The sequence below is a fragment of the Ruegeria intermedia genome (assembly GCF_900129345.1).
Taxonomy (GTDB): domain Bacteria; phylum Pseudomonadota; class Alphaproteobacteria; order Rhodobacterales; family Rhodobacteraceae; genus Ruegeria; species Ruegeria intermedia.
In genome coordinates this window covers 145,809-167,696 of sequence record NZ_FQVK01000002.1, presented here as the reverse complement: position 1 = coordinate 167,696, position 21,888 = coordinate 145,809, and the positions used below count along the sequence as shown (strand labels likewise).

The following is a 21,888-nucleotide window of genomic DNA, read 5'->3' as shown; positions in this document are numbered from 1 at the left end:
AACAGTCGCGCATTGGGTGGCATGAATTTGCACAGGTCTCAAGGGTACCAATGGCCGCGCCGTTGCGATAGAACCGCCTGAGAATTTTGAACAATGAGGCAAGTTTGGACTGGTACTCCACGATCTTCGAGCTCATCGACATGCGCAGTTTCTCGAATCTGTGGTACTGGATCGCGCTTGCGGTGCTGTGGTCCACGGCCAGCCACTGGGTGATGGGGGTTCCATATGATCTGGTCGTGCGCGCCCGTCGCGTCGGAGGCCAGGCCGAAACCGACCTGCTGGACATCGTGCGGATCAACACCAATCGCATGCTCTACATTGCCGATGTTTCGGGGGTCGTGATCCTGGCACTGTGCTGTTTCCTGTTTGCGGGTCTGGCGACGCTGGGGTTTTACTATCAGGTCGAGTTCGCCCAGGCCGTGTTTCTGTTGCTGTTCCCGATGGTTCTTGTCGGCGCAAACAGTCTGCGGGTGGCCCGGAACCTGCGGCGGCAGGACTTGACGGTTGAAGGAGTGTCCAAGGCATTGCACCGGTGCCGCCTGGCAACCCAGATCATCGGAATGTTGGCGATACTGGTCACTTCGATGTGGGGCATGTATCAGAACTTTTCGATAGGCGTTCTGGGATAGAAAATTCGGAAAGGCGGCTTGATGAAGGCTCCGAACCACGTGACAGTCGGCGGCGCCCCCGAGGGGTTTGACGCGCAGCTGGTGCTGAACGAGGTTGCCCGCTCGGGCGGGCCGGTTCTGCATGTGGCGCGCGACGATAAACGTGCCGAGGCGATGCGCGCCGCGCTGCGTTTCTTTGCGCCCGACATGCCGGTGATCCTGTTTCCCGGCTGGGATTGCCTGCCCTATGACCGGGTGTCGCCCAACCCCGACATCGCGGCGGCGCGGGTGGCGAGCCTGGCGGCGCTGGTGCACCAGATGCCCGAGCGCTTTGTCCTGCTGACCACGCTGAACGCGGCCACCCAACGCGTGCCGGCGCGCGACGTGCTGCGGCAGGCGGCGTTTACCGCTCGGGTCGGACAGCGCATCGACGAGGCCGCGCTGCGCGATTTTCTGGTTCGCATGGGGTTCAGTCAAAGCCCCACGGTGATGGAGCCCGGCGACTATGCCGTGCGCGGCGGGATCATCGACATCTTCCCGCCGGGCGAAGCAGGGCCGGTGCGGCTGGACCTGTTCGGTGACGTGCTTGACGGCGCGCGCCGGTTCGATCCGGCCACCCAGCGCACCACCGAAAAGCTTGATCTGGTCGAACTGGCCCCGGTCTCCGAGGTGATTCTGGACGACGCCGCCATCACCCGGTTCCGTCAGAACTATCGCATCGAATTTGGCGCGGCCGGCACGGATGATCCGCTGTATGAGGCGGTCAGCGCCGGGCGCAAGCATCAGGGCATGGAACACTGGTTGCCCCTGTTCCACGAAAAGCTGGAAACGCTGTTCGACTATCTGCCGGACGCGACGATCACGCTGGACGATCAGGTCACGCCCGCGCGGCTGGCCCGGTGGGACAGCATCGCCGATCAATACGAAACCCGGCGTCTGGCGCTCGAGAACCGCTCGCGGTTGGATTCGGTCTATAAACCCACGCCGCCGGGCCTGCTGTATCTGGACGACGACGCCTGGACCCAGGCGGTGGCGCAGCGGCGGGTTATGCAGTTCAGCCCCCTGCCGCAGGCCAGCGGGCCGGGGGTGATCGACGCGGGCGGTCGGATCGGGCGCAACTTTGCCCCCGAGCGGCAGCAGGAAAGCATCAGCCTGTTCGGCGCGCTGGCCAGCCACATCAAGAACAAGCTGGACAAGGGGCCGGTTCTGGTCGCTTCGTACTCCGAGGGCGCGCGCGAACGCCTGACCGGGTTGATCGAGGACGAGGGCCTGGCCGAGGCAATTCCCGTGACCGACGGCTCGCGGATCGGAAAGCGCGGCCTGCACTTGGCGGTCTGGGCGTTGGAGCACGGCTTCGAGACGCCCGACATGACGGTGATCTCGGAGCAGGACGTGCTGGGCGACCGGCTGATCCGCCAACCCAAGAAACGCCGCAAGGCCGAGAATTTCCTGACCGAGACCCAGTCGCTCAGCCCCGGCGATCTGGTGGTGCATGTCGATCACGGCATCGGCCGGTACATGGGCATGGAGGTCGTGACCGCCCTGGGCGCCGCGCATGAATGCCTGCTGCTGGAATATGCCGAGGGCGCCAAGCTGTACCTGCCGGTCGAAAACATCGAGCTGCTGTCGAAATACGGGCACGAGGAAGGTTTGCTCGACAAGCTGGGCGGTGGTGCGTGGCAGGCCAAGAAGGCCAAGCTCAAGGAACGCATCCGCGAGATGGCCGACCGTCTGATCCGCATCGCGGCCGAACGCGCCCTGCGCAAGGCCCCGATCATGGACCCGCCGCCCCACGCGTGGGAGGAGTTCAGCGCCCGTTTTCCCTATCAGGAAACCGAGGACCAGCTGCGCGCCATCGCCGACGTGATGGAGGACCTGCACTCGGGCACGCCGATGGATCGCCTGATCTGTGGCGACGTGGGCTTTGGCAAGACCGAGGTCGCCATGCGCGCGGCCTTCGTTGCGGCCATGTCTGGCCTGCAGGTGGCGGTGATCGCGCCCACCACGCTGCTGGCGCGTCAGCACGCCGCCAGCTTCAAGGAACGGTTCCGGGGTTTCCCGTTGGAGGTCCGGCAATTGTCACGTTTCGTCTCGGCCAAAGAGGCGCAGCAGACCCGCGAGGGGCTGGCCAAGGGCACGGTCGATATCGTGATCGGCACCCATGCACTGCTGGCCAAGGGCATCCGGTTCCAGAGCCTCGGGCTGTTGATCATCGACGAGGAGCAGCATTTCGGCGTGGCCCACAAGGAACGGCTGAAGCAGTTGCGCTCGGACGTGCATGTGCTGACGCTGACTGCGACGCCGATCCCGCGCACGCTGCAACTGAGCCTGACCGGCGTGCGCGACCTGTCGATCATCGGCACGCCGCCCGTCGATCGCCTTGCGATCCGCACCTATGTCAGCGAGTTCGACGCCGTCACCATCCGCGAGGCGCTGCTGCGCGAGCATTATCGCGGCGGGCAGAGTTTCTACGTGGTGCCGCGCATCTCGGACCTGCCCGAGATCGAGGAATTCCTGAAAGAACAGCTGCCGGAATTGACCTATGTGGTGGCCCACGGCCAGATGGCGGCGGGCGAGTTGGACGACCGGATGAATGCCTTCTACGACGGCAAGTATGACATCCTGCTGGCCACCACGATCGTCGAAAGCGGGCTGGACATTCCCACCGCCAACACGATGGTTGTGCACCGGGCCGACATGTTCGGGCTGGCGCAGCTTTATCAGATCCGGGGCCGGGTGGGACGGTCCAAGACCCGCGCCTATGCCTATCTGACCACCAAGCCGCGCGCGCGGCTGACGCCGGCCGCCGAAAAGCGGCTGCGGGTTCTTGGCTCGCTCGATACGTTGGGGGCCGGGTTCACGCTGGCCAGCCAGGATCTGGACATTCGCGGCGCGGGCAACCTGCTGGGCGAGGAACAATCGGGCCAGATGCGCGACGTGGGATATGAGCTCTACCAGTCGATGCTGGAGGAGGCGATCGCCAAGATCAAGGCCGGCGAGATGGAGGGGCTGAGCGAAGCCGACGACCAGTGGGCGCCGCAGATCAACCTGGGCGTTCCGGTGCTGATCCCCGAAGACTACGTGCCCGATCTGGACGTGCGGCTGGGCCTCTACCGCCGCCTGTCGTCGCTGTCGACCAAGGTCGAGCTCGAGGGCTTTGCCGCCGAGTTGATCGACAGGTTTGGCCCGCTGCCGAAAGAGGTGAACACCCTGCTGTTGGTGGTGCGGATCAAGGCCATGTGCAAACGCGCCGGCATTGCCAAGCTGGACGGCGGACCGAAAGGGGCGACGATCCAGTTCCACAACGACAAGTTCGCCTCGCCGCAAGGTCTGGTCGAGTTCATCCAGAACCAGCGCGGGCTGGCGAAGGTCAAGGACAACAAGATCGTGGTGCGGCGCGACTGGAAGAAGGACAGCGACAAGATCAAGGGCGCCTTTGCCATCGCCCGCGATCTGGCCGAGAAGGTCGCCGCCGAGAAAAAGAAGAAGGCCAGCGCCTGAGGGCGCGGCCTAGTCCCCGGCCACGAAGGTACACAGCTGCCAGTCGCCGCTGTCCGATTTCACGAAGGCCGCGCGATAGCCGACCATCGACCACAGAAAGTCGGAATAGATATAGCCGCGCGTTCCGTCGGTCAGGATGACGCCCTGATATTCTGCCTTGTCCAGATAGTCCGGCACGATCACCACTTCATGGCTGATCAGGCCCAGAATGGGCGCGCCGCGGTTCGGGGCCCGGCGCAGGCTGACATTCTGACCGGTCACGAAATAGGCGGTGAACGGGTCCAGCGCCGCCGGCAGGGTAAGCCGCCACTGATGCGGCATCCAGAATTCGCCATCCTCGTCGAAATAGCCGGGCTGGGCCAGCGTGGTCTCGAGGTCGCGCCAGTAGTTCTCGCGCATTGTGTCGGCGTGGCGGCGGTCGGCCTCGGGCAGGGTCTCGGGATCGACCGTCAGGTTGGCGCGGAACGTCTCGGGGCCGTCCGGGTCGCCGTGGCTGGTATAGATCTCGGGGCAGGTGGCGGTCATCACGCCCTCGAGGTCGCGGGCGGCGACCTTGGCGCGCAGGTCCGCACGAAAGGCTTCCAGCGTCGGGTCTTTACTGGCCTCGTCCACAGGCGGAAAGGTTTGACGGTCGGCCAAAGCGGGCCCGCAGAACAGCGCGATTAGCGCAGCATTCAACAGTTTCATTCAGCGGCTCTCATCGCGGCCTGGGCGCAGAAGCACGAGGCGCCGACGCTGCGGTCGGCCCGCGCCAGGGCCAGGTCAAGTCGTTGTCGGATCAACTGCAATTCCTCTACCGCGCCACGCGCGTTGAGACAATCGTGCAAACCCTTGAGGCTCCAGACATTGTCGGGATGGACCGAGGCGCGGCTGAGGGTGCCGCCCAGACCCAGATCCTCGCGATAGGCGGCTTCGGCCTCGGCCACGTGGCCCTGTTCGAACAGCAGCGCCCCCAGCGCGTGGCGGGTGGGCTGCATCCAGCCCCAGGGCTCGTCATAGGGCAGGTTGTCGTCCAATTCGACCGAGCGGCGCAGATGGGCAAAGGCCGTGTCGAAATTGCCTTTGCGGTACTCGATCTCGCCCCGCAGCATCTCGCGCGCGATCTCCAGCAGGTCGATCACGCGGTTGTTGTGCAGCAGGCGGGTTTCGGGCACGCGGTCTTTGGCGGCGAGGAACAGCTGTTCCTCGGCCTCGGCCTCGGCCACGTCGCCGGTGGCGGCATGGGCGATGGCGCGGGCGTAATGCGTGGTCGCCGTCACCGTCAGATACAGGTCGGGATCGGGGGGCAAGGGCAGGGCCTTGGCTTCTTCCCACCGGCCAAAGCGGATCAGGATATGCGGCCCCATGGCCATGTAGCTTTCGAAATAATCCGCCATGGGCGGGCTTTCGATGCGCAGCATTTCCTCGGGCGTGGTGTCCCACAGGCCCTTGTTGGCACGCAGGGCGGGCTCCATCTGACCGAGGAACAACGCGCCATAGATGACAAAGTGGTAGTTGTGCTGCCGATAGCCGGTGTAGATGTTGAACGCGCCTTCGCGCTGGTAATATTTCAGATCGGCGATGACCGCCTGTTCGTTCCAGTGGACGACGTTCTGGTAGTGCCCGCACAGCACGTCGATATGGGTGGGCATGTGCACCAGGTGCCCGGCATCCGGCACCAGCGTGCGCAGCACGTCACCGGCCTTCAGCGCCTTTTCTGGCGTGGGCGACATCTCCATCAGATGTACATAGAGGTGCAGCAGGCCCGGATGCGACATCGCCGCCGGATCGTTGGCCATGGCCCATTCCAGAGCCTCTTGCGCTTCCAGCGTGGCGGCGCCCTCGGCGGGCTGGCCTGTCCTGAGGTCCCACATCTGCCAGGGGGTCAGGTTCAGCAGCGACTCCACATAGATGGTGCGCAGGTCCAGATGGTCGGGCTGGGCCACGAAGGCGGCGCGCATGGCGTCGGCAAAGTCGTGGTCCCAGCGGTGCATGTCGGGTGCCGGGTCACGCTGGGGGTAGCGGGCGGGCAGGGCGCGGACCAGTTCGCGTTCGACAGACGTGCAGCGGTCCAGCAAGGCCAGTGCGCGCTGGGTCGCGTCATAGGCGCAGGTCAGGGCCTTGGCCTTGCCCGCGTCGTCCAGCAGATCCCAGGGCAGGTTGTAGTTGGGCCCGGCTGCATAGGCCACGCCCCAATGGGCCATGGCGCAGTCCGGGTCATGCTCCAGCGCGCGCTGGAAACACACGACCGCCTCTTCGTGGTTGTAGCCGTAGGTCCAGACAAGGCCCCGGTCGAACCACAGCTGCGCCTGATCCGAGGACGTGGTGATGGGGCAGCCATGCGTGCCCAGATCGTAATAGTCGCTCATGCCGAATTTCCCCCTGACTGGGGTCAGCCTAGCGCAGTTCGGGCGCGCGGGACAGGTCAGGCGGGGACGCGGTCTTCGATCCGGCCCATGTGGACCATCAGCCCGAAGGCCAGCACGCACATGGTCAGGATGCCGATGGTCAACGGCCCCAGCGTGCCGTCGAACAGCAGCCCCACCGGCGCGGCGATGGCGGCGGCCAGCACGGTCGAGATCGACCCGATGACCGAGGCCGCCATGCCCGCGATGTGGCCCATCGGCTCCATCGCGATGGCATTCAGGTTGCCCATGGTGACGCCGGCCATGAAAAAGACCGTGGTCTGCCAGAACACGAACAGCGCAAACGAGGCCTGCGGCGACAGGTTCGACATGTTCAGGGCAATCACCAGCGAGGTGATCAGGATCTGTCCGGCCAGCGCCCAGGTCACCATGCGACGCATGCCCACGCGCACCACGACGGCCGCGTTCAGCAGGCTGGCCGAGCCGGACATCAGCGCCACGAACCCGAACCAGAAGGGGAAGCTGTCGGCGCGGTCGTGGATCACGTCATAGACCGGCTGCACCATGGTCAGCATGGTGAACAGCATGCCCATGCACAGGGTCTGGACAAAGATCGACAGACGCACGGTGGGGTGGGCGAACATCTCTTTCACCGCATCGACCATCAGTGGCAGGCGGAACGGGCGGCGGTTTTCCGGCGCGAGGGACTCCGGCAGTCGGAACCCCATCCAGACAATGATGACCAACGCAAACAGGATGAACGACATGAACACGCCGCGCCAACCGGCAAAGGCGATCACGGCGGCTCCGGCCATGGGCGCGATGGCGGGCACCAGGGTGAAGATCATCATCGCGATGGACACGATCCGCGCCATTTCCCGGCCCGAGAACAGATCGCGGATGATCGCCATGGCGACCACGCGGGGTCCGGCGGCCCCCAGCCCCTGAACCACCCGGGCAGCCAGAACAAGCTCCAGCGACGAACTGGCCCAGGCCACGGCCGATGCGAGAATATAGAGCGCCGCGCCGGCAAAGATCACCGGCCGGCGCCCGACCGCATCCGAGATCGGGCCGGTGAAGAACGTGCCGATCCCCATGCCCAGTACAAAGCTGGTCAAAATCAGCTGCGCCCGGTTCACGTCATCAGGGCTGAGCTGCGCGCCGATCTCGGGCAGTGCGGGCAGCATCGAATCAATCGAAAATGCGATGGTGGCAAACATCATCGCGATCAGCGCGATGAATTCGGCCTTGGAAATACGGTCAGCCATGCGGGGACTCCTTGCCTCAACGCGCTAACACGACAGGGCAAGGTGGGCTAGGTGCAATCGCGCACAGAACTCTGTGCTATTCTGCAGAGGAAGGCTCAAGCTGAGACATGATCTCGTCGATGACCTGCGCCCACAGCTCGGGCGGTTGGGCGCCGGGTACTGCGTGCTGGTTGGCGACGATGAAGGTGGGGACCGAGTTCACCCCCATTTCGCGCGAATGGGCGTCGCGTTTGCGGATGTCGTCCCGGTCGGCGTCGGATTTCAGCAGTTTCAGAACCACGGCGGCGTCCATGCCCACGCTGTCGGCGATGTCGGCCAGAACCTCGTGGTCGCCGATGTCGCGGCCCTGCACGAAATAGGCGTCGAACAGCGCATCCACCACCTCGTTCTGTTTGCCCTCGATCCCGGCCCAGTGGATCAGGCGATGGGCGTCCAGCGTGTTCGGCGTGCGCTTCATGGCCTCGAAATTGATGTTCAGGCCGGCCTTTTCGGCGTGTTCCACCACCGGCGCATAGGCTTTGACCGCACCTTCCTTGCCACCGAACTTGCGTTCCAGGTATTCGCGCCGGTCCATGCCGCCTGCGGGCATGTCGGGGTTCAGCTGGAACGGATGCCATTCGATCACGAAGGGATGGTCCGGGGCCGAGGCCAGTGCCTTGTCCAGGTTGGTCTTGCCGATATAGCACCACGGGCAGATCGGGTCGGACAGGATATCAAGCTTGACGGTCTGGGTCATTCTTCGGGTGCCTTGAAATAGGCCGGCAATGCGCGGCGCAGGAGTTTTCCGTTGCCCCCGGTGGGCAGTTCGGGAAGGTGGATGAAGGCGCGGGGTTGCTTGTAGCGCGCCAGGTTGGCCTCGACATAAGCGCGCAGGGCGGTTTCGTCCAGTTTTTCCGGCCCGGAATAGAAGGCGGCGATCACGAAGGTGTCCGGTTTGACCTCGACCGCCGCCGCGCCGACCTGAGAGATCCCGGGAAAGCGCGACAGGACGGATTCAACCTCGACCGGGGACACGCGATAGCCGCCGGCGTTCATCATGTCGTCGTCGCGTCCCAGATAGGTGATCTGCCCATCCACGGCCATCGCCCCCTGATCGCCGGTCAGGAACCAGTCGCCCTGCATGCGCGCGCGGGCCTCGTCCGGAGCGTTGAGGTAGGTCAGCATCAGCCCCGGGTCCGAGCGGTGAATGGCGATGGTGCCTTCCTGCCCCTGCGGAACCGGCCCGTCAGGCCCCAGGATCGCCACGCGGCGGCCCGGTTGCGGCTGGCCCAGCGCATCGCCGCGCGCGGGGTGAGATGGGCTGGATGAGATGAAGGTCGAGCATTCCGACATACCAAAGGCCTCGTACAGCTCGGTCCCGGTGGCCTGAACCCAGCGTTCGTGCAGGGCGCGCGACAGTTTCTCACCGGCACTCAGGCCGTGGCGCAGATGGGGCAGGGGCAGCGTGTACGCCGCGTTCAGCATCTTGCGGTACACGCCGGGGGCGGCCGCAAAGATCGAGGCGCGGTGGCGGCGCAGCAATCCGGGCAGGGCGGCCGGGTCGGTTCCGGCTTCGGGGATCAGCGCGGTGGCGCCGATGGTCCACGGGTCCATCAGGCCGGTGCCCAACGTGTAGGTCCAGTTGAACGCGCCCGCGTGGCACAGGCGGTCGGCCTCGCGCAGGCCGTACCAGCCATCGACCATCATCTGCCGCGCCCAGATCGCGCGATGCGCATGGGCCACAGCGCGTGGCTTGCCCGAGGTGCCCGAGGTATAGACGACATAGGCCATGCGTTCCGGGTCGCCCATGTCGAACGCCGCGGGCGGCAGGTCGCGCATGGCGGCAAGGTCGGTCAGGCCGATCTGGTTGGGATGCGCGGCACAGGCCACGGACGGATCGCGCAGAATGGCGGTTGGGGACAGATCCCGGATCATCCGTTCCGTTTCCGGCTCGGTCAGTTGCGAGGAGGTCGGCACCGGGATCAGCCCGACCGCGATCGCCCCCAGATAGGCGATGGGAAAATCGACCGTATTGCCCAGGCGCATCAGCACGATGTCGCCGGGCACCAGGCCCGCACGCAGCAGCCCGGTTCCGGTGCCCAGAACTGCGGATTTCAGCTGTGCATAGGTCCAATCGTCCGAGCCATCGGCGCGCAGCACGGACAGAGCCACCTTGTCGGCCATGGCATCGGCACGGCGCAGCACATGGGCGGCCAGGTTGAACGGCGCGGGGCAGGGCGGCGGCGGCCCCTGATCGAAGATCGACAACATGCGCCTTGGCTATTGCCCTTTGTCACGCGTTGCAAGCGCGCGGCGCTGGCCCTATAGAATGACGCATGACGAGCAAAGACCACAAATCCATCGTACGCATCGCCCGCGACAACGGCACCCAGTCCGAGCCCGAGCCGGTCGATCTGGGCGCGCGCGTGCGCGAACTGCGCAAGGCGCGCAACTGGACGCTGGAACAGGCGGCCAATCAGGCCGGGCTGGCACGCTCGACCCTGTCCAAGATCGAAAACGGCCAGATGTCGCCCACCTATGATGCTCTGAAAAAGCTGGCGACGGGACTTGAGATTTCGGTGCCGCAGCTGTTCACCCCGCCCGAGCGTGATCAGGTCATCGGCCGCATGGCGGTGACGCGCAACGGGCAGGGGGCCGCGCACGCCACCACGACCTACGAGCACGAATTGCTGGCCGAAACGCTGACGAAAAAGCAGATGCTGCCCTATCGCGCGCGCGTTCGGGCGCGGTCGATGGACGAATTCGACGGCTGGGTGCGTCACGACGGCGAAGAGTTCCTGTATGTGCTTACCGGCGTGGTCCGCCTGTACACCGAATTCTACGAGCCCGTCGAAATGCGCCGGGGCGACAGCGCCTATTACGACGGCAGCATGGGGCACAACGTGATCTCGGTCAGCGAGGAAGACGCAACCATTCTGTGGGTGACGTCGCTGGCCTAGCGATGCGCCAGTTCGCGGTTCAGTCCTTCGGTGAACAGGAAATCCTCTACCTCTTCATGGGCCTCGGTCATCGTCAGGTGATGGCGTTCGGCCAGGTAGGCCTCAAACCGTTTTCGGTCGGCTCTGACGCGTGCCATGTCTTGGTCGCGCAAGTTTGGAAAACGGCGCTTGGCGCGGGCATAGGCCGCGCTCCAGTCTTGTGTCAAATCAGTCCAGTTCAACATCTGCGAGCCTCCCGCGGTTCGGGTTTCAGGACTGCTCTCCTCACTTGTAGCGTACGTAGCGCGATATGGTGTCGCGGGCATGACAAAATGTCGCAGGTCGGTCCTCACTTCGTACAGCCGTACGCGGAAAGGTCCCAAGGACCCTGTGCACCGTTTCACACCTGTCCGTGGGGGGCGGTCCCAACCGGTGGGTTTTGCATGCAAAGGCCTTAAACGTCTGGTTTTTTTCCGGAAAGCTGCGGTTCAAAATACTCGGAATACTCTCCAGCAATTCCAATATTTCGACGTAAGGCTGGTTTGAAATACAGGATCTGCGACTTTGCTGAATACGCTGTAGGTCGCGTCCCAGCCGGGTCATTTTCTTGTGGGTGGGTGATGTGCCGTTTTTTGCCGATCTTCCGTAGGCGCACGCAAGTCCAGGGCTGCCCGCGGGCGCGACCGCCCCCGCGGGCCTTGCGTCAGTCCTCGTACCACCAGACATCGGGCATGAATTGCGGGCCGTCTCCATAGATCGGCAGGATTTCGGGGTGCCGCATCTGCTTGACATGGGCGATGCGGCCGACGTCGAAACTCCAGATCGGAATGACATAGCGCCCCGCCGTCAGCACCCGGTCCAGCGCGCGGGTGGCGGCCACGAATTCCTCGTGGCTTTCCGAGGCCAGCATCGCATCGATCAGCCCGTCGACGGCGGGCGAGGCGACGCCCATCAGGTTGCGCGTGCCCGGCGTGTCGGCGCCTTCGCTGCCCCAGTACAGGCGCTGTTCGTTGCCCGGCGACAGCGACAGCGCGCGGCGGAACGGGGTCATGTCGAAGTCCAGCTTGGAAATGCGTTGGGTGTATTGGGCGTCATCCACCTTGTCGACGGTCAGCTCGATCCCCAGCCGTTCCAGCGCGCGGGCATAGATCTCGGCGATGGCGTCGACGTTCTGCACCACGTTCAGGCCGCCCTGGCTGATGATCAGGTTCACCTTGAACGGCTGGCCTTGGGCGTTGCGCAGCACCCCGTCCTGGATGGTCCAGCCAGCCTGTTCCAGCAGGTCGGCCGCCTTGCGGATGTCCTTGCGGTTGCGGACCGAGGCGTCGCCTTTTGGCAGGTCGTACCCTTCCAGCGCGCCGGGGGGCAGGTCATCGGCGTAGGGCTGCAGCAGCTCGGCCACGCGCCCTTTGGCCGGCCCGGGCCGCATGGCCAGGTCGGACCCCGAGAAATACGATGTGATCCGCGGCTGTGCCCCGCCGGTGAAGGTGCCGCTGATGTATTCGAAGTTGAAGGCGAGGATCAGTGCCTCGCGCACGCGCCAGTCGTCGAACGGCGCACGTCGGGTGTTCATGACCAGCCCGGTCATCCCCGACGGTTTCCTGTGCGGGATCTCGGTTTTGACGATGTCGCCCCGCTGGACGGCGGGGAAATCGTACTGCGTGGCCCATTTGTCGGCGTTGAATTCGCGTATGGCCGATAGCTTGCCGGCCTTGAAGGCCTCGAACAGAACGGTCTGGTCGCCGTAGAATTCGATCCGCATCTCGTCGAAGTTCATCGTGCCGCGCCGGAAGGGGACATCATTTCCCCAATAGTCGGGGTTGCGCTTGAAATTCACGAAACGCCCGGCTTCGTAGTCGTCGATCACGTAAGGGCCGGTGCCGATGGGAATGTCCTGCAGAGGGGCCTCGGCGAAATCCTTGCCCTCCCATTGGGCCTTTTTCAGGATCGGACGCAGGCCCGCGATCAGGGCCAGCTCGCGGTCGGGCTCGTTGAAGGTGATCCGGACCGAGCGCGGCCCGGTCTGTTCGATGCTGTCGATCTTGGACCACAGGCCGCGATAGCGCAGGTGCCCCTGGGTGCCCAGCGTCTCGTACGACCAGATCACGTCCTCGACCGTGACAGGGGATCCGTCCGAGAATCGGGCATTCTCGCGCAGGGTGAATTCGACCCAGGATCGGTCGGGCGCGGTGTCGATTGATTCGGCCAGAAGGCCGTAGAGCGTGAACGGTTCGTCCCAGGACCGGCCCATCAACCCCTCGTGCGTCCAGAACCTCAACTGCCACGGGGCGGTGCCTTTTTGCACGAACGGGTTCAAGCTGTTAAAGCCGCCGGTGTTGCCGAACACGACTTTGCCGCCCTTGGGCGCGTCCGGGTTGGCATAGGGCAGAGACACAAAATCCGGTGGTAGAGCAGGGTCGCCATACATAGCTATGCCATGGGTCGAATCTGCGAGCGCTGACGTAACGGAAAGTGCGGCGGTGATTCCCGCGATCACGGGGCGAAGCGGGCGAAGAAAATCGGGGCTCATTTTGGAAACAATCCTGCTCTGGCCTTATTTTGTTGGGATTCACCGTACCGATGATTTTTCATATTTTCAAACTTTTAGCTTGGATGAAGGCGCGGAATTGCTTATAAAGAATGCACTGCTCGATAGGTTTCTTGCCTGTATGAAACCTGCCTCAATAACTTAACGCCCGCTTCGTGCGGGCGTTTTTTTTGCCTCTAGCCCCGAGTTTCCCGCCATGAACTGTCCGTAACCGCCCTGGGCCATTCCCCGTTTATTTTGCAGGTGCAGCATGGCACTGTGTCGGTAAAACATGAGTCTGTGGGAGACCCCAAATGAACCTGTCGGGAAAAACAGCAATCATCACCGGTTCGAATTCGGGCATCGGGTTGGGAATCGCGCGCGAACTGGCCAAGGCGGGGGCCGACGTTGTTCTGAACTCGTTCACCGACCGCGATGAGGATCACGCGCTGGCGGCCGAGATCGGCAAGGAGACCGGAACCAACGCGCGCTACATCAAGGCCGACATGTCCAAGGGCGAGGAATGCCGCGCGTTGATCGAAAAGGCCGGAGCCTGCGATATTCTGGTCAACAACGCAGGCATTCAGCACGTCGCGCCGATCGACCAGTTCCCGGTCGAGAAATGGGACGCGATCATCGCCATCAACATGAACTCGGCCTTTAACACGACGGCGGCGGCGCTGCCGATGATGCGCAAGGCCGGGTGGGGACGGATCGTCAACATCGCCTCGGCGCATGGGCTGACGGCATCGCCCTACAAGGCGGCCTATGTCGCGGCCAAGCACGGGGTCGTCGGCATGACCAAGACCGTGGCGCTGGAAACCGCGCAGGAGCCGATCACCTGCAACGCCATCTGTCCGGGCTATGTGCTGACGCCGCTGGTCGAGGCGCAGATCCCCGACACGATGAAGGAATACAACATGAGCCGCGAGGACGTGATCAAGAACGTCATGCTCGAACGGCAACCGTCCAAGCAATTCGCCACGGTCGAACAGCTGGGTGGAACCACCGTGTTCCTGTGCTCGGACGCGGCCGAACAGATCACAGGCACCACGATCTCGGTCGACGGCGGATGGACCGCCTTGTGATCCGCGGCGCGCGCCGGGGCCGGCGGACATGGTAAAGCGCATCAATCTTGCCCTGCAGGGCGGCGGTGCGCATGGCGCCTTTACCTGGGGCGTGCTGGACCGTCTGCTGGACGACGAAGACATCGAGGTCGCAGCGATTACCGGAACCTCGGCCGGGGCGTTGAACGGAGCCGCGTTCAAGGCCGGCATGGTTCATGCCGGTCGCGATGGCGCGCGCGAGACCCTGAACGCCCTGTGGGAGAGGATGGGCGCGGTGGGCGACATGCGCATCGCCAACTGGCTGGCCGGGATGGAACCCGCCCAGATCGCGCAGGCGATGGAGTATTCCTTGCCGTTCTCGGTGGCCGATACCTGGTCGCGGATGGTATCGCCCTATGCCTATGGGCCGTTCTACCGCAATCCGCTGGCCCCGGTGGTCGAGGCCTTTGACTTTGGTGAGGTCTGTGCGGATCAGGGGCCGCGCCTGTTCGTTTGCGCCACCTGCGTGCGCAGCGGCAAGATCCGGGTGTTCACGGGCGATGAGGTGACGACTGACGCGATTCTCGCCTCGGCCTGCCTGCCGAATCTGTTCCAGGCGGTTGAAATCCACGACCCCGAAACGGACCGGACCGAAGCCTATTGGGATGGCGGCTATACCGGCAACCCGGCGCTGTTTCCGCTGTTCAACGCGGGCCTGCCCGAGGATGTGGTGATCGTGAACATCAACCCGCTGGAGCGCGACGAGGTTCCCAAGACCCCGCAGCAGATTCAGAACCGGATCAACGAGATCAGCTTCAATTCGTCCCTTCTGCGCGAGCTACGGGCGATCAACTTCGTGCAGCGCCTGCTGGCCGAGGGCAAGTTGAAGGCGGGCGAGATGAGCCGGGTCTTGGTACACATGATTGCGGATGATGTCTTGATGAACAGCCTGTCGGTGGCGACCAAGACGGTGCCCAACCCGGTGGTTCTGCACAGCCTGAAACAGGCGGGCCGGGCCGCGGCCGACCGGTTTCTGGCCGATCACAAACCCGATCTGGGTGCGCGCAGCACCGTTGATCTGCCCGCGATGTTCGGCTGATCACTCGGGCGGCTGCGTGGGGTCTTTCTGGTTCGGATAGACCAGCCCGGCCGAAATCACCAGCTTGGCGGCATCTTCGATCGTCATGTCCAGCAGGATCACGTCTTCTTCGGGGAAGAACAGCAGAAAACCCGAGGTCGGGTTCGGCGTGGTCGGGATGAACACGCTCAGCAGGCCGCCGCCGGTTTCGGCGCGTTTGTTGATCTCGCCCTTTGCCTCGGTCGAGACGAAGCCGATGGCCCAGATGCCCCGGCGGGGATACTGGACCAGGCAGGCCTTCTCGAACGACCGCTCGGTCTGGGCAAAGACGGTTTCCGAGATCTGCTTGATCCCGGAATAGATCGACCGGACGACGGGCATCCGGTTGACCAGGCTTTCGGCAAAATGGATCAGCGACCGCCCCAGGATGCCTTTGGCGATCCAGCCGACCAGAACCGTGAAGATCAGGAAGAACAGCACGCCCACGCCGCGCAGGTTGATGCCCACATATTGCTCGGGCCGGAACTGGTGCGGGATCAGGGGCAGGACCGCACTGTCGATCCAGCCGACCACCGACAGGATCAGCCACAGCGTCAGCCAGACCGGTGCGATGACGACGATACCCGTCAGAAACGACGCGCGTAGCCGCGACAGCAGGCCGGGGCGGCGGTGGGGTTCTTCATCAAACGGTGTGTTCATCGCGGTTCCGAGCGGTTTGCCGGACTAATTAATCAGTCCGGCGCCTTGGTACAATAGCTCCGTTTGACGCTTAGTCAGCCTGAGCCTTCAACGCCTTGGCGATACCAGCCGCAAGGCGCGCATTGTTGCGCACCAGGGCGATGTTGGCGGTCAGGGATCGGCCCTCGGTCCGCTCGTAGATGCGCTGCAGCAGATAGGGCGTGACGGCCTTGCCGGTGATGCGATGTGCTTCGGCGTCCTGCTGGGCCGAGGCGATGATCGGGTCCAGTTCCTCGGACGGGATCTGATCGGCCAGCGGGATCGGGTTGGCCACCAGTTGCCCGCCGGGCAGACCCAGCGCGCGGCGCGTGGCATGGGCCTTGGCGATCTGCTCGGCCGTGTCCATCCGCAAGGGGGCGGCAAAGGGCGACTTGGCCGACCAGAAGGCCGGGAATTCATCCTGCCCATGGGCAATGACCGGCACGCCAAGTGTCTCCAGCACTTCGAGCGTTTTGGCCAGATCGAGGATGGCCTTGGCCCCGGCAGCCACGACCGTGACCGGGGTCTGCGCCAGTTCGTGCAGGTCGGCCGAGATGTCAAAGCTGGTTTCCGCGCCGCGATGCACCCCGCCGATGCCGCCGGTGGCAAAGACCTCGATCCCCGCGAAATGGGCCGCGATCATCGTGGCGGCAACGGTCGTGGCCCCGGTCCCGCCCGAAGCGATGCAGGCCGCCATGTCTGCGCGCGAGATCTTGGCCACGCCCTGCGCCTGTCCCAGATCCTTCAACTGATCGGGTTCCAGCCCCACATGCAGCCGGCCGTCGATCACCGCGATCGTGGCCGGAACGGCGCCCGCGTCGCGGATGTCCTGCTCGACCTGGGCCGCCACTTCGATGTTCTGAGGGTAGGGCATGCCGTGGGTGATGATGGTGCTTTCCAGGGCAACGATGGGGGTTCCGTTGTCCTTGGCCGCGCGCACTTCGGCGGAATACTGGATGTCGATCACAGGGGGGTCTCTCCGGATACATAGGTTGCGGCGGCATGCAGGGCGCGGGTCAGCGCCTCGTCGATGCTGGCGCCATTGGCTTCGGCGGCGATATGGGCCGCCATGAACGTGTCGCCCGCCCCGGTCACGCGTGTGACCAGAACCGACGGGGGTTTCTGGGTGATCACCGCCTGGGCACTGGCCACGGTGGCCGAGTTGCCCCCGTCGGTCACCAGCGCACGCAGCGCACCCCGCTCCAGCAGCGCGCGGGCGGCGGATTCGGAATCGGCGAACTCGCGCTGGCACAGCAGCCCGGCTTCTTCGAGGTTCACATACAGCGTGGCCCGGCCGTGCTTGAGGAACGGCAGCAGCCGCTCGGCCTTGCCGGGCGAGGCCGGGGCCACGCGCAGGTCGGCACGGGCGAAGGCCGGGCTGACGGCGATCTCTTCCAGAAGGTCCAGCGTCAGGTTGCCGTCCAGCGCGATCTGCCCTTCGAACGGGGTGTTTTCATAGCCCAGCGGGCCATGGATCAGCGGGCGCAGGATCTTGGCGCCGGCAGCCTCGAGCGAATGGGCATCGGCGATGGCGGCGATCAGGCCGTTGGCGCCTTCGACCGCCATGTAACGGTCGGTGGGCAGGTCCTGCGAGCGGTAGACATGGGTCGTGTCCATGCCCAGCCGTTTGCAGGCATGGACCAGCTCGTCGCCCTCGGGGTCGCTGCCGATGGCGGTCAGCAGGGTCGGGGTCATGCCGAAACGCACAAGCGTCATGGCGATGTTCATCGCCACGCCACCGGGCAGGCGCGTGATGCGGCCGGGCACGTCCGAACCCTGCCGCATGTGGCTGGCGGATCGTCCGATCACGTCCCACAGAACGGACCCGATACACAGGATGTCAGAATTCCGAGTCATGTCCTCGTCATGCCGCAGGGTCGCCATGGGCGCAAGCCGGAAGCGGGCGGAAACGGGCCTCCATGAGCGAACGGACTTGTCAAACGCCCATATCCCGGAAACACTCGGGGGCAGTGTTTTGTTTCATTTCCGGATCCCTCGGGATGGGTTTCATCATTCGCCTGCTGGCTGTTCTCAGGCACCATCTGCCGCCCATCAGTTGTGTCTGTGTCCTGCTTGTGTTGGCCGGTCCGCTTGCGGCGCAAGGCGTTGGCCGGTCGGTCGTGGAGTTTCAGGCCAAGGGCGAGCAGTTGCTTGTGGAAATCACCCTGAATGCCGAGGCGCTGCTGGCCGGGCTTGACCCGCAGGACGTGGCGCAGGGCGGCGACGGCGGCAGCACGCATTATGCCCGGCTGCGCCGACTGCCGTCTTCGGAACTGGAACCTTTGCTGCACGCACATGTGGCAGAGTGGAAAAGCGCGATGAAGATCGACGCGAACGGCCCGGTCGATCTGTCCTACGAGGGGGCGCGCATTCCCGTGGTGGGGAATTCTAGTATGCCCAGGCTGTCACGGGTGCTGCTGGTCGGTACATTGCCGTCCGGGGCGACCGAGCTGCGCCTGACTTGGCCTGCCGGGTTCGGCTCGGTGGTTCTGAGGCAGACAGGCGTTGACGCGCCCTATACCGGGTTGCTGGCGGGGGGCGAGACCAGCCCCGCCATTCCCTTGCGCGGTGGCGCGGGGATGGGGCCACGAGAGGCTGCCGAAACCTTCTTTCGGCAAGGCGTGGCACGGGTTTGGCAAGACGAGGGGCAGCTTCTGGCGCTGGCCCTGGCGCTGGTTTTTCTGACCCTGTGGGTGCGCCCCGTTCTGACGCAATTCACCGCCCTGGCGCTGGGTGTTCTGTTGGCGCAGCCGCTCGGGCTGTCCCGCCTGCTTGGGTTCGGGGATCAGGCGTATTGGCTGGCTGTTGCCGGGGCTGTCGTCATTCTGGCGACATGGAACCTGATCGGGTCGCGGGCGGGTGCGTTGCGGTTGGGGGCGGTCTTCCTGACCGGCGCGGTACTTGGCCTGGGCCTGTCGCACGAACTGATCCGCTTGGGTGTTCCTCCGCTTCATGTCGTGCCGGCCCTGCTGGCCTATTCGGGCGGGGTCTTGCTGGCGATGGCGAGTGTCGCCGGTCTGGCACTTGCCATAATGACCGTGCTGCTGCCCGATGCGCCCCGGCTGCGGGGGCGCATTTCGACCGTCGCATCGCTGATGCTGGCGGGTCTGGGGCTCTACTGGGTCGTGCTGCCGGTCCTGCCGCTCTAGCGCATCGGCGCCAGCAGTGTGTCGAGCGCGCGCAGCGGGTCGTCGTCGCCCCAGATCTCGTCACCGAGGCCAAAGAAATCGGTGCAGGGGGCGAGTTCGGCAACCAATTCGGGCGTCAGGCCGCCTTCGGCGACCACCGGAACCTCGATCATCTCGGACCACCATTGGAACAGGTCGCGTTCGGCGCGGTTTCCGGTGCCCAGCGCCACCTCGCCGACCGGGCCAAAGGCCACATAGTCGGCCCCGGCTTCGCCCGCGGTCATCCCGTCATGGCGCGAGGTTCCGCAGAAACTGCCCACGATGGCATCCGCCCCCAGCTCCTTGCGCGCGGCCCGGACCGAGCGGGCCGCATCGTCCAGATGCACCCCGTCCAGCCCCAGCCGTTGCGCCAGCAGGACATGGTTCGAGATCACCAGCGCCACGTCGCGCGCATGGGCCACCTCGCGGCAGGCGTCGGCCGCGCGGGCGATGGCGTCCTCGTCGCTGCCGGCCAGCGCCAGCCGGATGCAGGCGATCTCGGTCCCGTCCAGAACGCGGGCCAGCCGGTCGGGAAAGGTGGCCGGGTCGATGGTCGGCGGGGTGATCAGATAGATCTGAGGCTGCTCGGGGGTGTCCATTGGCGGATCCTTCGCGGTTGGTCTTTGGCGCGGTTTAGCGGATTGCGGCGGCGAATCAAACTTTATTGCCCGCAGACCGCGTGATTTGCAATCGGGCAGGGCGGCCGGGCTTGCCCTGTGCAATCGGCGGCAGTATGGCAGGCGCAACTTTCGGAGATCAAAATGCCCAGCGACAGACCCCAGCCCTCATTCGTGCTTGTCCGCCCGCAGATGGGCGAAAACATCGGTGCCGCCGCGAGGGCGATGTGGAATTTCGGTCTGGACCGGATGCGCATCGTCGCCCCACGCGACGGCTGGCCCAACCCCAAGGCCGTGGCCATGTCGAGCGGTGCCGGGCGGCTGCTGGACGAGGCGCAGCTGTTCGACGATCTGGCCGGCGCGTTGGGCGACCGCACATTCGTTTTCGCCACCACGGCCCGTCAGCGTGGCCTGACCAAGCCCGTCTACAGCCCCGAACGCGCCATGCAGATCGCGGCCCAAAAGGTGGCGGCGGGCGAAAAGGTGGCCGTGCTGTTCGGGCCCGAGCGGGCCGGATTGGAGAATGAAGACATCGCCAAGGCCAATGCGATCATCTCGGTGCCTGTGAACCCCGAATACGCCTCGCTGAACCTGGGGCAGTGCGTGTTGCTGACCGCCTATGAGTGGATGCGCCAGACCGGCGACGTGGTGCACGAGGCCACCGATCTGGGCAAGGGCGACTGGGCCACGGGCATCGAGGTCGAGAAACTGGTCGAACACTACGAGCAGCGGCTGGAGGAGGCCGGGTTCTTCTACCCGCCGGAAAAGGCCGAAGGGATGAAGGTGAACCTGCGCAACCTGTGGTCGCGCATGCGCATGACGCGGGCCGATGTGCAGATGCTGCACGGGATCATGCGTCAGATGGTCCGCTGGAAGGACAAGGGCTGAGGCTGGACCTTCCCGGGCACTGGCCCTAGCTTGCGGGAAAATCAAGGACATGAGGACGGCATGAGCGGCAAGCGCAGCATCTTCGAAGAAGTCTCGGGTGAACAAAAGCAGGAAACGGTCCAGCCTGGCATGATCGACCGCGGCCGGGGCGGGGCACGCAAGGCCATCCGTATCTGGCTGATGGTCCTGTTCGCGCTTGTCGTCGTGATGATCGCGGTGGGCGGGTTGACCCGCCTGACCGACAGCGGCCTGTCGATCACCGAATGGCGACCGGTCACCGGGGCGATCCCGCCGATGTCCGAGGCCGACTGGCAGGCCGAGTTCGACAAGTACAAACAGATCGACCAGTGGCGGATCATGAATCAGTGGATGGAGTTGGAGGACTTCAAAACCATCTACTGGTGGGAATGGGGCCACCGGCAGCTGGGCCGTGTGATCGGCCTGGTCTGGGCGCTTGGGTTCTTTGGCTTTCTGGTGTTGCGCAAGATCCCCGCAGGCTGGACCGGGCGCCTTGCGATCCCCGGACTGCTGGGCGGCGTTCAGGGCGCCGTCGGTTGGTGGATGGTGGCCTCGGGCGTGACGCAGGGCGAGGGGATGACCGCAGTTGCCAGTTATCGCCTGGCCACCCATCTTGGCCTTGCGTTCGTGATCCTGGGCTTTCTGGCCTGGTACATCTTCATGCTGGGGCGCGAAGAACGCGACCTGATGCAGGCCCGCCGCGCCAAAGAGGCGCGGCTGTTTTCGCTGTCGACCGGGCTGCTGCACTTTGCCTTTCTGCAGATCCTGATCGGCGCGTTGGTGGCGGGCATCGACGCCGGCCGGTCCTATACCGACTGGCCGCTGATCGGCGGGCAACTGCTGCCGCCGGACGCCACCGCGCTTGAACCGATGTGGCGCAACTTCTTCGAAAGCCCGGGGCTCGTGCAGTTCATCCACCGCTGTGTGGGTTATGCGCTGTTCGCCTTCGGTATCTTCGTCTGGCGGCGCGGCGGCAGCAGCGCCCACCCGCAGACCCGGTTCGCCTTCAACGCCATGTTCGCGGCGCTGTCGCTGCAGGTGGTCGTGGGCATCCTCACCGTGGTCTATGGCGCGCCCTGGCAGATCGCCATCTTCCATCAGTTCATGGCCGTGGTCGTCTGGACCCTGATCCTGCGCGCCCGGTTCCTGACCGCTTTTCCCATCGCAACCTCGCTGCGCGGAGCTTGACC

General features: G+C 64.7%; 19 protein-coding genes. 8 read left to right on the top strand and 11 right to left on the bottom strand.

The window, feature by feature from the left end; all coding sequences use genetic code 11:
- The first annotated feature begins 104 nt into the window (after positions 1 to 104).
- Both F3H26_RS02435 and mfd read left to right on the top strand, forming a co-directional pair.
- Positions 105 to 629, top strand: a complete 525-nt coding sequence (locus F3H26_RS02435) for a component of SufBCD complex (protein ID WP_149774471.1) — start codon at positions 105 to 107, stop codon at positions 627 to 629.
- A gap of 21 nt (positions 630 to 650) precedes the next feature.
- Entirely contained in the window at positions 651 to 4,109 is a 3,459-nt protein-coding gene (gene mfd / locus F3H26_RS02430) for a transcription-repair coupling factor (RefSeq protein WP_149774469.1), read from the top strand.
- A 9-nt stretch (positions 4,110 to 4,118) separates the two neighbouring features.
- Here the strand turns inward: mfd and F3H26_RS02425 are convergent, their stop codons facing one another.
- The 5 genes from F3H26_RS02425 to F3H26_RS02405 form a co-directional block, all read right to left on the bottom strand.
- Complete coding sequence (locus F3H26_RS02425) at positions 4,119 to 4,796, bottom strand: SH3 domain-containing protein (RefSeq protein ID WP_149774468.1); 678 nt, start codon at positions 4,794 to 4,796, stop codon at positions 4,119 to 4,121.
- On the bottom strand, positions 4,793 to 6,457 hold the full coding sequence (locus tag F3H26_RS02420) for a tetratricopeptide repeat protein (RefSeq protein WP_149774467.1): 1,665 nt from the start codon (positions 6,455 to 6,457) through the stop codon (positions 4,793 to 4,795). Before F3H26_RS02420 ends, F3H26_RS02425 begins: the two co-directional genes overlap by 4 nt.
- A 56-nt stretch (positions 6,458 to 6,513) precedes the next feature.
- Complete coding sequence (locus F3H26_RS02415; RefSeq protein WP_149774465.1) at positions 6,514 to 7,722, bottom strand: multidrug effflux MFS transporter; 1,209 nt, start codon at positions 7,720 to 7,722, stop codon at positions 6,514 to 6,516.
- 76 nt (positions 7,723 to 7,798) lie between these two features.
- Positions 7,799 to 8,458 (bottom strand): DsbA family oxidoreductase, encoded by a 660-nt coding sequence (locus F3H26_RS02410; protein WP_149774464.1) that lies wholly within the window; start codon positions 8,456 to 8,458, stop codon positions 7,799 to 7,801.
- On the bottom strand, positions 8,455 to 9,972 hold the full coding sequence (locus F3H26_RS02405) for a class I adenylate-forming enzyme family protein (protein ID WP_149774462.1): 1,518 nt from the start codon (positions 9,970 to 9,972) through the stop codon (positions 8,455 to 8,457). The genes F3H26_RS02410 and F3H26_RS02405 overlap by 4 nt, the downstream gene beginning before the upstream one ends.
- Before the next feature lie 65 nt (positions 9,973 to 10,037).
- Here F3H26_RS02405 and F3H26_RS02400 point away from each other — a divergent pair, with 65 nt between their 5' ends.
- Entirely contained in the window at positions 10,038 to 10,661 is a 624-nt protein-coding gene (locus tag F3H26_RS02400) for a helix-turn-helix domain-containing protein (protein ID WP_149774461.1), read from the top strand.
- Here the strand turns inward: F3H26_RS02400 and F3H26_RS19885 are convergent.
- Both F3H26_RS19885 and F3H26_RS02390 read right to left on the bottom strand, forming a co-directional pair.
- Positions 10,658 to 10,798, bottom strand: a complete 141-nt coding sequence (locus F3H26_RS19885; RefSeq protein WP_316634580.1) for a hypothetical protein — start codon at positions 10,796 to 10,798, stop codon at positions 10,658 to 10,660. The genes F3H26_RS02400 and F3H26_RS19885 overlap by 4 nt on opposite strands.
- A 545-nt stretch (positions 10,799 to 11,343) precedes the next feature.
- Positions 11,344 to 13,170 carry an extracellular solute-binding protein gene (locus F3H26_RS02390; RefSeq protein WP_149774460.1) on the bottom strand — a complete coding sequence of 609 codons (1,827 nt, stop codon included), beginning with the start codon at positions 13,168 to 13,170 and terminating at the stop codon, positions 11,344 to 11,346.
- A 311-nt stretch (positions 13,171 to 13,481) separates the two neighbouring features.
- On the opposite strand from F3H26_RS02390, the gene F3H26_RS02385 reads away from it, so the two are divergent.
- Positions 13,482 to 14,255, top strand: coding sequence for a 3-hydroxybutyrate dehydrogenase (locus tag F3H26_RS02385; RefSeq protein ID WP_149774459.1), 774 nt, complete (start codon positions 13,482 to 13,484; stop codon positions 14,253 to 14,255).
- Between the two features lie 28 nt (positions 14,256 to 14,283).
- The gene (locus F3H26_RS02380; RefSeq protein WP_149774458.1) at positions 14,284 to 15,312 is read left to right on the top strand and encodes a patatin-like phospholipase family protein; all 1,029 of its coding nucleotides are present in this window, start codon (positions 14,284 to 14,286) and stop codon (positions 15,310 to 15,312) included.
- Here F3H26_RS02380 and F3H26_RS02375 read toward each other — a convergent pair whose 3' ends face one another.
- From F3H26_RS02375 to F3H26_RS02365, 3 genes are all read right to left on the bottom strand, one after another.
- Positions 15,313 to 15,990 (bottom strand): DUF502 domain-containing protein, encoded by a 678-nt coding sequence (locus F3H26_RS02375; RefSeq protein ID WP_149774457.1) that lies wholly within the window; start codon positions 15,988 to 15,990, stop codon positions 15,313 to 15,315. It lies immediately after the preceding gene.
- Positions 15,991 to 16,060: 70 nt separating this feature from the next.
- Positions 16,061 to 16,975, bottom strand: coding sequence for a pseudouridine-5'-phosphate glycosidase (locus F3H26_RS02370; RefSeq protein ID WP_149774456.1), 915 nt, complete (start codon positions 16,973 to 16,975; stop codon positions 16,061 to 16,063).
- A complete protein-coding gene (locus tag F3H26_RS02365; protein ID WP_149774455.1) occupies positions 16,972 to 17,865 on the bottom strand; it encodes a PfkB family carbohydrate kinase in 894 nt (297 codons plus the stop codon). Before F3H26_RS02365 ends, F3H26_RS02370 begins: the two co-directional genes overlap by 4 nt.
- A 143-nt stretch (positions 17,866 to 18,008) precedes the next feature.
- Here F3H26_RS02365 and F3H26_RS02360 point away from each other — a divergent pair, with 143 nt between their 5' ends.
- Positions 18,009 to 19,157, top strand: coding sequence for a hypothetical protein (locus F3H26_RS02360; RefSeq protein ID WP_149774454.1), 1,149 nt, complete (start codon positions 18,009 to 18,011; stop codon positions 19,155 to 19,157).
- Here the strand turns inward: F3H26_RS02360 and F3H26_RS02355 are convergent.
- Positions 19,154 to 19,774, bottom strand: coding sequence for a thiamine phosphate synthase (locus F3H26_RS02355; protein ID WP_149774453.1), 621 nt, complete (start codon positions 19,772 to 19,774; stop codon positions 19,154 to 19,156). The genes F3H26_RS02360 and F3H26_RS02355 overlap by 4 nt on opposite strands.
- Before the next feature lie 162 nt (positions 19,775 to 19,936).
- Here F3H26_RS02355 and F3H26_RS02350 point away from each other — a divergent pair, with 162 nt between their 5' ends.
- Both F3H26_RS02350 and ctaA read left to right on the top strand, forming a co-directional pair.
- Positions 19,937 to 20,680 (top strand): RNA methyltransferase, encoded by a 744-nt coding sequence (locus F3H26_RS02350; RefSeq protein WP_149774452.1) that lies wholly within the window; start codon positions 19,937 to 19,939, stop codon positions 20,678 to 20,680.
- 60 nt (positions 20,681 to 20,740) lie between these two features.
- Positions 20,741 to 21,886: a heme A synthase gene (ctaA, locus tag F3H26_RS02345; RefSeq protein WP_149774451.1), complete on the top strand. Its 1,146-nt coding sequence runs from the start codon at positions 20,741 to 20,743 to the stop codon at positions 21,884 to 21,886.
- The last annotated feature ends 2 nt before the right edge of the window (positions 21,887 to 21,888 follow it).